We start from the raw sequence: 9,970 nt of genomic DNA, 5'->3' as shown, positions 1-9,970 counted from the left end.
GATCATCGAAAGTACGACCACCACGGTGTACTGCTACGACCGTCTCGGCCGTCGCTCCAGCAAACAGCTGACCGTGGCTGGAAACACCGCCACCACCCGCTACGGCTATACCGCCGGTAGCCGCCTCGCCAGCCTTACCTATCCCAGCGGGGCCCAGGTCAGCTACAGCCGCAACAGCAATGGCCAGATCACTGCCGCCAGCCTCACGCCGGCCGGTGGCGGCAGCGCCGTGTCGCTGGTCAGCAACGTCAGCTACCAGCCGTTCGGCCCGGTCAGCAGCTACACCCTGGGCAGTGGACAAACCATCACCCGCAGCTTCGATGCCAACGGCCAGCTCAGTGGCGTGACCAGCCCGGCACTCAATCTGCAATGGGGCCGCGATGCGGCGGGCAATATCAACACGCTGAGCGGCGCCAACAGCGAGAGCTACGCCTACGATCCGCTGCAACGCCTTACCGGCATCAACGACCCCACCGGCAAAGCGATCGAGGCCTATACCTACAGCAAGACCGGCGATCGTCTCAGCAAGACCGGCGGCCTCTTCGCTACCGGCGCCTACAGCTACGCCAGCGGCACCCACCACCTGCTCAGTACCGGTGCGGCTGTGCGCACCTACGACGCGGCCGGCAACACCGTCACCAATCAGCTCGGTGCCGATCAGTACATCTATCGCTACAACGCCCGTAATCGTTTGGAGACCGTCAACCGCGATGGTCAGGATGTGGCGAGCTATACCTACGATGCGAATGGGCAGCGGGTGCGCAAGACCGCGACGTTCCCAAGCGCGATCGATATGCGCTTTGGGTATGACGAGGCCTCGCGTCTGCTGACCGAGCAATCGGCCGGTGGCTCGCGCGATTACGTGTGGCTAGGTGAGTTGCCCATTGCAGCCATCGATAACACCGGTGCCAGCAGCACGGTGAACTATGTTCATGCCGATGGGCTCGGCACGCCACGTGCGGTGACCAATGCCACCGGTACGACGTTGTGGCAATGGAGTTATGCGGGGACTGCGTTTGGGGAGCAGGCGCCGACGAGTGCGAGTGGCTACACCTTCAACCTGCGCTTTCCGGGGCAGTACTTTGATGTGGAGTCGGGGATCAGCGACAACATCCACCGTGGCTATGACGCGGCGACGGGGCGGTATGTGCAGAGTGATCCGATTGGGTTGGATGGTGGCGTAAGCACCTATGGCTATGTCGGTGGCTCGCCCTATGGGAATGTGGATCCACTCGGATTGTTCGGCCTGACGTCGGTTGATGCGGCCTGCATGCGAGATCCACAATTCTGTGCCGAGCTTTTGGGTCAGATTTCTCGGTCGGAAGGCAGGATTCAATCGAAGCTTGGAGACCCGTGTGCGGAGGCGAGGGGTGAGATAGCTGCAAGCCTGTTCGATAGCCTCGGCAAAGTGGCAATGGTCGCGCCGGTGGCCGGGGGTATCGTCAAAGGAGCTGCTGGCAAATTAGCGCGCTTTAATGGCCCGAAGCCTCGATATCATATCAACTCGGCGCATATACCTGGACGACCTGGATTTAACTGGTCCAAAACGCGCCTTCCAAGTGATGCTGAAAGTGTGTTTGCCTCCGCAGTACCTAACTCTCCTACTAATCCAAGGGCTTGGTTTGGCAAGAATGCGGATGGTCAGATTTATCGTTACTCGATAGCTAATGATGGCACCGCGCACTTCAGTGGGATCGATGAAGTGGGTGACGGGGCTAGAAACATTACCAAGTACGCAATAGATAGATTGAATGGTTATTGATCATGCTCGTAGGAAATAAAAACAAGTTCGCTGTCCATATAGATGTTAAGGGTATCCACGACGGGTGGGTGTTTGGTACCTATATTTTTTGGGTGAACGGAGCTTCAATTGGGGATGAAAACGATGACTCCGTTGATTTGAAGGGCTGCTGGAACTGGATGCGTGATTTCGTAGAGTCCTCGATGAATCGATATGAGCCTGGCCTTTATGAGATGGATAAAGTTCAGGCTTACATATACCTTGCAGCTTCAGTATTGCCTCGAGAGATGTCGTTTGGCTTTGCAGAGGAAATCTATAGCGATACCTATGAACGCTTTCACGTCTCGCATATTGGAATGTCATCGTTCGACAGGGTCACGCTACTTATGTTGACGAATGAGCAGGGTATGGAGCGGCTTGTCTGGCGGGAAGGTGATGGTGATATCCAAGATGCGTACTTGGGCGCAGGTCAACTTGAAAGCGTTTTCGCGGACGCCGTGCGGCTTCTGGAGGACACCATGGTTTCGGCTGGAGACAAGATCCGATAATTGGTGGTGGGCATGTGGATTGGTTCAGCGAAGTGAAGCCTTCTATGCCAGCCAGATGCGCATCGTTACAGCTAGTTCGTGCTCGACACGGCCTGTGTGTCTTGAAAGGTTTGGTAAATGAAAAATTCTGTTGGTCTTTTTAGTTCAACGGTCGGCGATGATGGCGAGCACAAGTTTTTTACGGCGGATATATGTTATGACAATAAAATTGTTGCCCTAATATCGCAGGATAAGGGCTTGGGTGATTTGGAGTTAGAAATTTATCCCAATCCAGATGGTGGTCCTTGGACTTTCAGTATGAGTGAATTTATTGATGCAATAAATATCGCAAAATCGAAGATGTTGAATATTTCATAATTTGTAAGCGTCTTGATTTCAGTGGTTGAAATTTTTATAAAGTGTTTGCCAGAGATCTATGCAATATTTCATGTGATTAAAGTTCGGTGATTTCATGAGCATCTATCCGCCGGTTGAAGTTTGGAATGGGAGAGTGATCTCTCTGATGCAGGCGTTGCTTGGTACTATTTCGCCAAACTACAGGATGGTTTCAATTTTATATGAGAACGATGTTTGGATTTTAAGGTTTGTACTTGAGGTGCAGGATGAGGTGGATCTCGATGAAATAAATGACACTGGTGCGGAGTTCGAGGCGTTCGAGGGTAGTGATTTTGATTATCAAATAAGGGTGGAGGTGTTTTCAGGTCTTTTGATGATGCCGAGTTACCCGGAAAGAGTGGTGTATCGGCGTCGTGAGGTTGACTGACTTTATGTAACAAGTAGGTTGAGCCGAACGGAGTGATGCCCAGCATGGCGAAGCGTTGCAAAGCATTGAGGGTCGCTTGCACTCACCCCAACCTATGCGCTGGACTATCTATGGTGTGGATGTATCTGCGGGAGCTTATGTTGGCGCGAGCATATTGAAAACTTCGAAGACTATTGATTGTGCATGTCCAACTTCAGTGCAATAGGTTTTGTCAGTGAATTATTCGTTAATTTGGCGAGCAATAAAAATAACTGTAATGACGGTTTTCATTATTTCCACGGCGGCCGTGGTTGCTGGTAGTGATCGTTGGTTGGATCGAGCATTTAATCCTTTGGTGTGGTTGATTGTTTTTCTGTGTGCGTTGATAGTCTGTCGGTGGTGGGGTGATAGGCAGTGACTCGTTAACCTGCAATCGCTAGTAAAATGCGTAATAGATGGGTTGATTGATTATTGATTATGCTTTTGACAGATGGCCTGTAGGCTGGGGCAGCGAACCCCGACAAAACGCCATGCACATAGCAACGCTTCATGTCTGGCCGCACAGACGGGCCGCTGCAAAGCATTGACGATCGCCTACGCTTACCTCCGGCTACAGACTACTTTTCTTGGGTCAACGAGACACTTGGGATGAAGATTTTTCGCGTATTCAACTTCATTAAAGTGGCGGCTGCGCTCGCTGGTATAGCTTCACTTGTTGCAAGGGATTACTTCTATGCCATCTATGTGCGTATGGGGCGCCCTTCCGCAACGACGATGAATCCGATTGAGGTAAATGATCACGGGACTTATGTGTTCATAACACTTCAACAGTCCGATCGGCTATCTAGCTTGGTGTGGTGCTACGCCTTAGGCATGGTGCTTGCTATGGCTGTAGATCAATTGCAACGCCACAAAAATTGGCCGCTTACGTAGGTTGGGCAGAACGAAGTGATGCCCAACATGGATGGGAAGTCGCCGCAAAGCGTTGGGGTCCGCGTTCGCTCACCCCAACCTACTTCGCCACGAGGCATAACCGCACCCTGTGTGGCGGGATTTGTGATCTGTGGGATGGGCGGTAAGGGCAGGGTTACCTCGCGTAACGGTTCATGCGATCCTTCTCGCGCTTAAATGCCAGCGTGTCGGCGGAGGGGTGCTGCCGATGCGGTTAAAGCGATGCCACCCACGATGACCATGATCAGGAGAGCGCCATGAGCAAGGGTATGGATTCAAAGAAGGCCGAGAAGAAAAAGCCTGCCAAGACCATGAAGGAAAAGAAGGCGGCTAAGCAGGAAAAGAAGAAGAACAGCAAGTAAGCCGGTTGCCTACGGGCTGGGCGCCGCCGACCTTTGGCCTGGTGGCGCTGCCTGTCTAAGTGCGTTGCCGCGGGTTGAATGACGTAAGCGTCAACGCTGAGTTTTGCTGGGTGTGATGGTTAGGGCTATCGCGAGGTTGCCCCTCCCCAGACCTCCCTGCGACCGAAGGAGGTCCCTTTTCGGGACAAGCAGGGGAAGGGGTGTAGCGAAGCTGGTTGATTTAGAGATCGCCATGCAGGGCTTGCAGTGCCGCCAAGGCGGCTAGCCCCGCCGTCTCGGTGCGCAGACTGCGTGGGCCCAGGCGCAGGCCTTGGAAACCATGATTTGTCAGTGCGGCGACATCGCGATCGCCGAGGCCACCTTCGGGGCCTACCACCAACATACCGCCGGCGTTTTGAAAGTGCAGGGCGCGCGCTTGCAGGGTGCCCTCGGGCAGTAGCGCAAGGCGCAGGGCACCATCGTCGCTGAGTGCGCGTAGCCAGGCTTCCAATGGCTGGGCTGGAGTGATTTCCGGCAGGCGGGCGCGGCCACTTTGTTCGCAGGCGCTGGCGGCGACGGCACGCCAATGAGCCAGACGTTTTTCGGCGCGGGCGGGGTCGAGTTTGACCTCCGAGCGCTCAGTCAGCAGCGGCACGATGCGGGTTACCCCCAGCTCGGTGGCCTTTTGCACGATGAGGTCCATCTTTTCGCCGCGCGCGACGCCCTGGGCCAGGGTCAGCGAGAGGGGGGATTCGTTGTCCAGCGCTTGTGCCGCGTGCACCTGCACCACGACTTCGCGTTTGCCTACGCTTTGGATGCTGGCGGGGTAGTCGCTGCCGTCGCCATTGAACAAGGTGATCGCGTCACCGGCGCTGAGTCGCAGTACGCGTGCGACGTGCTCGCTGGCCTGGGTGGATAGCGGGAGTTCGGCGCCGACATGCAGCGGCTGGTCGATATGAATACGGATGGTGCGCATGAGGCTATGTGTTCAAAAGAGGCCAGCATAGCGAAGGAATGGGCGTGAGGATGCTGGTTTATCGCAAGGATTCACCCCATCCAGCCCTTTTCTGCGAGCGGGGGAGGGTTATCTCCGCGGCAAGCTGAATCCAGGCGAGATACCCGGGGCGCGGCTCATTGCCGGTGAGGCAGGGTCGGCGCAGCATGGAGCGGTGCCTGTAGAAGGGCTTGGTTGGAGGAGTTGCATCATGACAAAGTTTTCGCTGTTTTCTTTCGGCTTGATCGCTGCGCTGGGTGTCGGTGCGGTGTATGCGCAAGCGGCGGACGCTACCGCGCCGGGCGGGGCAGCCACGGCTAAATCCACGACGAATGACAACCGTTGCGTGCGTGATACCGGCAGCCATATACCGCCTAAGCCGGGCCAGTGTTTGCCGGTGGCGGGGCGGGTGTACACGCAGGACGATATTCAGCGCACGGGCGAGCGGCAGCTTGGGCCGGCGCTACAAAAGCTCGACCCGAGCATTACGGTGCGCGGGCGCTGAAGAAGCCGGGCAGAGGCATTGGCCCGGCTCGATAGCAGTACGTGCCATGGGTGTTTGCCGGGCGGGTACGCCCGGCTTGGATCAGCCGCGCACCGCGTGCTGGATGCCGGCGATGGCCACATCGACCAGATGGTCGATCTCGGCTTCGGTGACCACGTAAGGCGGCATGAAATACACCACGTTACCGAGTGGTCGTAGCAAGGCCCCGTGTTCAAGGCCGTGCAGATAGACGCGCAAGCCGCGACGTTCGTCGGCGGGGAAGGGCTGCCGAGTGTCTTGGTTTTGCACCAGTTCGACGGCGGCGATCATGCCGGTCTGGCGGACCTCGGCGACGTTGGGGTGATCGCGCAACGGTGCCAGGCGTCGGGCGAGATGGGCGGCCAAAGCACGGTTGCGTTCCAGCACCGGCTCGTCGCGAAAGATCTGTAACGTAGCCAGCGCCGCGCGGCAGGCCAATGGGTTGCCGGTATAGCTATGCGAATGCAAAAACGCCTTGCCGGCGTTGTATTCGGCGTAAAACGCCTCGTACACCTGCGTGGTGGTGAGCACCGCCGATAGCGGCAGAAAGCCGCCGGTCAGCCCCTTGGACAGGCACATGAAATCGGGCGAGACGCCGGCTTGCTCGCAGGCGAACAAGGTGCCGGTACGGCCAAAGCCGACGGCAATTTCATCGGCGATGAAATGCACGTTGAACTCATCGCATAGCGCGCGCAGACCGGTCAGGTAACTGGGGTGGTACATGCCGCCGGCACATTGCACCAGCGGTTCGACAATGACCGCGCTGGTTTCGTGGGCGTGGCGTTCAAGCAGGCTGCGCAGTTCGCCTAGCCGGCGGCTGGCGAACTGCTCCGGGCTTTCACCGGTTTCGCGTTCGTAGGCATCGGGCGACGGCGCCAGGATGGGCGTCAGCAGTAGCGGGGCGTAGGTTTTGCGATACAGCGCCACATCGCTGACCGATAGCGCGCCCAGCGTTTCGCCGTGGTAGCTACCGGAGAGGGCGATAAAACGGGTCTTTTCGCCGTGGCCTTGATTAAGCCAATAGTGAAAGCTCATCTTTAGCGCGACTTCGATCGCCGCCGAGCCGTTATCGGCCAGAAACACGCGGTCCAGCCCCGGCGGGGTGATGCGTACCAGTTGTTCTGCCAGTTCAATCGCCGGCTCATGAGTGAAGCCGGCGAAGATCACGTGTTCGAGTGTGTCCAGCTGGGCTTTCAGTGCCGCGCCAATGCGCGGATTGGCGTGGCCGAACAGGTTGGTCCACCACGAACTGATGCCGTCCAGATAGCGGCGGCCATCGGCATCGATCAGCCAGGCGCCTTCGCCGCGCACGATCGGCACCATCGGTATGGAAAGGTGGTCGTGCATCTGTGTGCAGGGGTGCCACAGATGGCGCAGGTCGCGTTCGGCCAGTGCCCGGTTGTTGCTTGTGAGTGGATTCATCCGGCTATCATCGACGCTGCATACGTGGCGACTCAAGCCCGGCCTCTCGGGGTGGGGCGATCTGCCACGCACTACGGTTCGCCGCTCAGGTACTGCCGATGAGCGCGACAACGCAGGAGATCATAGTTTGAAGCGGTTGCGTACGATGTTGCTCGCGCTGGTTGTGCTGTTGCTGTCGCTAGGGTTGCTGCTTTGGTTTTTGCCTGCGCGCTGGGTGCAATCGTCGCTGGAGGCGCGGCTGCATGGCCTGCGTCTGGATGAGCTGGGCGGTACGTTATGGAATGGCCATGCCGGGCGCTTGCTGACTGCGGATGGGCGTGATCTGGGCACGCTGGAATGGCATTTGTCGCATGCTGCTTTGTGGGGCGATACCCGCTTTAGCGTGGCCGTAGATGGGCCGCGGTTGAGCTTTCATGGCGATATGCATCAACTCGATGCGCAGCGGGTGGAGTGGAACCAGCTGCATCTGCAAGGCGATATCGACTCGCTCGGCAATCACGCAATGGTATGGGGCAGCATGCTGCGTGGGCAGGTGAATATCGACATCGCCCATGTGCTGCTGCAGGGGCGCTGGCCATTGGAACTGGATGGCAAGGCGCGCTGGAGCGAGGCCGCGGTGGGCACCAGCAAAGGCGTGCTTGCGTTGGGTGAAATCCAGCTGCAGGCGCAAGGGCAGGAAGGCGTTATCCAGGGGCAGTTGCGCGATGGCGGCAGCGGCCCCTTGCAGCTCGATGGTCAGCTGGGCTTGAGTCCGCTGGGCTGGCGTTACAGCGTCAATGCCAAGCCGCGTGGGGGTAATCCTGCCTTGCAGACGTGGTTGCAAGGCCTGGGCCGGGCGGATGCCGATGGCTCGGTGCATATCAAGGGCAGCGGTGGTTTGGTCAAGGCGGCCGGCGACAAGGGTAAGCCATGAGGGGCCGTGCGTTGTGGCAGGGTTGCTTACCGTCGGCGGCTTTGTTGGCAGATGATCGAGTGATGATTTGGCGCAAGAGCACACCCCTTCCCAACCCTCCCCTGCGACCGAAGAGAGTCCCCTTTTCGGGACAGACAGGGGGAGGGGCTAAGGCGTATCGGCGAGGAGGAAGCGACTGTGCGCTTCGAAGGCGTCGGCGCTCGCCTCATGCAACTCCCTCCCCTGCGTGCAGGGGAGGGTTGGGGTGGGGTCAGTCCCTTGCCTCAAACTCGACCCAGATCAACAAGACACTCCCGAGATCCCTATGAGCACACTGGACTTAGCGCATGCCCTGAACGCCGCACGTGAAGCCGCTGCCGCCGCTGCCGAGGTGCTGTTGCATTACTGGCGGCGTGGTGTCGAGGTGGAGCTGAAAAGCGATGCCACACCGGTGACGGTGGCAGACCGCGAGGCTGAGCTCGCCATACGCAAGGTGTTGCAGGCGGCACTGCCGGGGGCGGCGATTTATGGCGAGGAATTTGGCCATGATGGCGGCAATCAAGATCTGCTATGGCTGGTCGATCCGCTCGATGGCACCAAGAGCTTTGTGCGGCGAACGCCGTTTTTTTCTACCCAGATTGCCTTGATGCAACGGGGCGAGCTGGTGCTTGGTGTGTCCAGCGCGCCGATTTATGGCGAAACCATGTGGGCCAGCGCTGACTCTGGAGCCTGGTTTGCCGGCGAGCGGGTGAATGTGGCCGCCACCGGCGAGATGGCGCAAGCGGTGATTTCCACCGGCAATATCAAGTCGCTGACCGGCGATGCCCGCTGGCAGGCCATGGGTGGCCTGATTCGCGACTGCAATCGCAGCCGCGGCTATGGCGATTTTTGTCATTACCATTTACTGGCTCGCGGCAGCCTGGATCTGGTGGTGGAGTCGGATCTGAATATTCTGGATGTCGCGGCGCTGGCGGTTATCGTGCGCGAAGCCGGCGGCGTGTTCACCGATTTGGACGGCCATTCGCCGAGCCTGGATACATGCAGCGTCCTGGCCGGCACGCCGGCTATTCATGCGCAAGCGCTACATCGCTTTTCATCGTCGATCGCAAGGGAGTCTTGATCAATGCAATCAGCGCAAAACCTATCCGTGGAAGAGTTGACCACGTTTTTAATGATGCTGTTGAACAATAGTCCCATGCTGATCGCAGCGGTGGTGGGCGCGATCATCGCCATGGTCATGTGGCAGCGGGCGCCGCGCGCCGCCTTGCTAACCTTGATTGCCTGTTCGATCCAGTTGCTGTCCTCGCTGATCAATACCTGGATCTATGGCTGGTACATGCCTCACGCCATGCATGCGGAAGATCAAAGCCACACCGCGATTCAATTGATGATCGGGGTCTGGGGCCTGTGCAACAGTTTGATGCACGTGATCATGATGGCCTTGCTGATATGGGCCGTGTTTTCCGGCCGGCCCAAACCGACGCGTCGCCCGCCTGCCTTGCCTTGAGCTAGCCATGCCACAGGCCCGCTTGTTCCATGGAGCTGGCTTGCAGTGACTCGGGCTGCTGCCATGTCTGCTGCCACCGTTGCCCCAGCGCCGCTTGGCGTTGGCCGGCATCGTGTGAGCTGTCGCTGCGAATACGCTGGTTTTCGCGGGTGTGCTCGTTCAATGACGCCTGCGCTTCATCATGGCCGCTCGGATGGCATCCATCGCTGGGCAGCTTCGTGGGCCTTGCTTGATTGTCGGGTCATGTTTAAGCGTTATGTTGACTCGATGTGCTTGATTCAACGGAATTAATTCGCATGTGCCCCGGTC

At 58.0% G+C, this 9,970-nt stretch carries 12 protein-coding genes; 9 read left to right on the top strand and 3 right to left on the bottom strand.

The features are described 5' to 3' along the window. The 5 genes from OUZ52_RS21275 to OUZ52_RS21255 all read left to right on the top strand — a co-directional run. Positions 1–1,762, top strand: a 1,762-nt coding sequence (locus OUZ52_RS21275) for an RHS repeat-associated core domain-containing protein (RefSeq protein WP_266160581.1), incomplete at its 5' end; no start/stop codon positions are given. A gap of 2 nt (positions 1,763–1,764) precedes the next feature. After that, on the top strand, positions 1,765–2,289 hold the full coding sequence (locus OUZ52_RS21270) for an Imm42 family immunity protein (protein WP_266160582.1): 525 nt from the start codon (positions 1,765–1,767) through the stop codon (positions 2,287–2,289). A 117-nt stretch (positions 2,290–2,406) separates the two neighbouring features. After that, the gene (locus tag OUZ52_RS21265) at positions 2,407–2,646 is read left to right on the top strand and encodes a hypothetical protein (protein ID WP_266160580.1); all 240 of its coding nucleotides are present in this window, start codon (positions 2,407–2,409) and stop codon (positions 2,644–2,646) included. 94 nt (positions 2,647–2,740) lie between these two features. Continuing rightward, entirely contained in the window at positions 2,741–3,052 is a 312-nt protein-coding gene (locus OUZ52_RS21260; protein WP_266160579.1) for a MafI2 family immunity protein, read from the top strand. A gap of 528 nt (positions 3,053–3,580) precedes the next feature. Further along, the gene (locus tag OUZ52_RS21255; RefSeq protein ID WP_266160578.1) at positions 3,581–3,964 is read left to right on the top strand and encodes a hypothetical protein; all 384 of its coding nucleotides are present in this window, start codon (positions 3,581–3,583) and stop codon (positions 3,962–3,964) included. 600 nt (positions 3,965–4,564) lie between these two features. Here OUZ52_RS21255 and OUZ52_RS21250 read toward each other — a convergent pair. Next, positions 4,565–5,299: a 16S rRNA (uracil(1498)-N(3))-methyltransferase gene (locus tag OUZ52_RS21250; protein WP_266160576.1), complete on the bottom strand. Its 735-nt coding sequence runs from the start codon at positions 5,297–5,299 to the stop codon at positions 4,565–4,567. A 229-nt stretch (positions 5,300–5,528) separates the two neighbouring features. On the opposite strand from OUZ52_RS21250, the gene OUZ52_RS21245 reads away from it, so the two are divergent. Beyond that, positions 5,529–5,822, top strand: coding sequence for a hypothetical protein (locus OUZ52_RS21245; protein WP_266160575.1), 294 nt, complete (start codon positions 5,529–5,531; stop codon positions 5,820–5,822). An 81-nt stretch (positions 5,823–5,903) separates the two neighbouring features. On the opposite strand, the gene OUZ52_RS21240 is transcribed toward OUZ52_RS21245, so the two are convergent. Continuing rightward, positions 5,904–7,262 (bottom strand): adenosylmethionine--8-amino-7-oxononanoate transaminase, encoded by a 1,359-nt coding sequence (locus tag OUZ52_RS21240; RefSeq protein WP_266160574.1) that lies wholly within the window; start codon positions 7,260–7,262, stop codon positions 5,904–5,906. Between the two features lie 127 nt (positions 7,263–7,389). On the opposite strand from OUZ52_RS21240, the gene gspN reads away from it, so the two are divergent. The 3 genes from gspN to OUZ52_RS21225 all read left to right on the top strand — a co-directional run bounded on the left by gspN (position 7,390) and on the right by OUZ52_RS21225 (position 9,661). Beyond that, positions 7,390–8,175 (top strand): type II secretion system protein N, encoded by a 786-nt coding sequence (gspN, locus tag OUZ52_RS21235; RefSeq protein ID WP_266160573.1) that lies wholly within the window; start codon positions 7,390–7,392, stop codon positions 8,173–8,175. A 304-nt stretch (positions 8,176–8,479) separates the two neighbouring features. Continuing rightward, positions 8,480–9,274, top strand: coding sequence for an inositol monophosphatase family protein (locus tag OUZ52_RS21230; RefSeq protein WP_266160572.1), 795 nt, complete (start codon positions 8,480–8,482; stop codon positions 9,272–9,274). Between the two features lie 3 nt (positions 9,275–9,277). Next, positions 9,278–9,661: a hypothetical protein gene (locus tag OUZ52_RS21225; protein ID WP_266160570.1), complete on the top strand. Its 384-nt coding sequence runs from the start codon at positions 9,278–9,280 to the stop codon at positions 9,659–9,661. A gap of 1 nt (position 9,662) precedes the next feature. Here OUZ52_RS21225 and OUZ52_RS21220 read toward each other — a convergent pair whose 3' ends face one another. After that, the gene (locus tag OUZ52_RS21220; RefSeq protein WP_266160569.1) at positions 9,663–9,824 is read right to left on the bottom strand and encodes a hypothetical protein; all 162 of its coding nucleotides are present in this window, start codon (positions 9,822–9,824) and stop codon (positions 9,663–9,665) included. Positions 9,825–9,970: the final 146 nt, after the last annotated feature.

Origin of the sequence: Dyella silvatica, from assembly GCF_026283955.1 — a bacterium.
GTDB classification, from domain to species: domain Bacteria; phylum Pseudomonadota; class Gammaproteobacteria; order Xanthomonadales; family Rhodanobacteraceae; genus Dyella_C; species Dyella_C silvatica.
Note: the sequence above shows the minus strand (reverse complement) of the source record. Positions and strands in the feature narration are given on the sequence as shown.

What these genes read in the sequence shown, in the direction of transcription:
- OUZ52_RS21270 (WP_266160582.1), top strand. Translation starts at nt 1,765, where the DNA reads ATGCTCGTAGGAAATAAAAACAAGTTCGCTGTCCATATAGATGTTAAG.
- OUZ52_RS21265 (WP_266160580.1), top strand. Translation starts at nt 2,407, where the DNA reads ATGAAAAATTCTGTTGGTCTTTTTAGTTCAACGGTCGGCGATGATGGC.
- OUZ52_RS21260 (WP_266160579.1), top strand. Translation starts at nt 2,741, where the DNA reads ATGAGCATCTATCCGCCGGTTGAAGTTTGGAATGGGAGAGTGATCTCT.
- OUZ52_RS21255 (WP_266160578.1), top strand. Translation starts at nt 3,581, where the DNA reads ATGTCTGGCCGCACAGACGGGCCGCTGCAAAGCATTGACGATCGCCTA.
- OUZ52_RS21250 (WP_266160576.1), bottom strand. Translation starts at nt 5,299, where the DNA reads ATGCGCACCATCCGTATTCATATCGACCAGCCGCTGCATGTCGGCGCC.
- OUZ52_RS21245 (WP_266160575.1), top strand. Translation starts at nt 5,529, where the DNA reads ATGACAAAGTTTTCGCTGTTTTCTTTCGGCTTGATCGCTGCGCTGGGT.
- OUZ52_RS21240 (WP_266160574.1), bottom strand. Translation starts at nt 7,262, where the DNA reads ATGAATCCACTCACAAGCAACAACCGGGCACTGGCCGAACGCGACCTG.
- OUZ52_RS21230 (WP_266160572.1), top strand. Translation starts at nt 8,480, where the DNA reads ATGAGCACACTGGACTTAGCGCATGCCCTGAACGCCGCACGTGAAGCC.
- OUZ52_RS21225 (WP_266160570.1), top strand. Translation starts at nt 9,278, where the DNA reads ATGCAATCAGCGCAAAACCTATCCGTGGAAGAGTTGACCACGTTTTTA.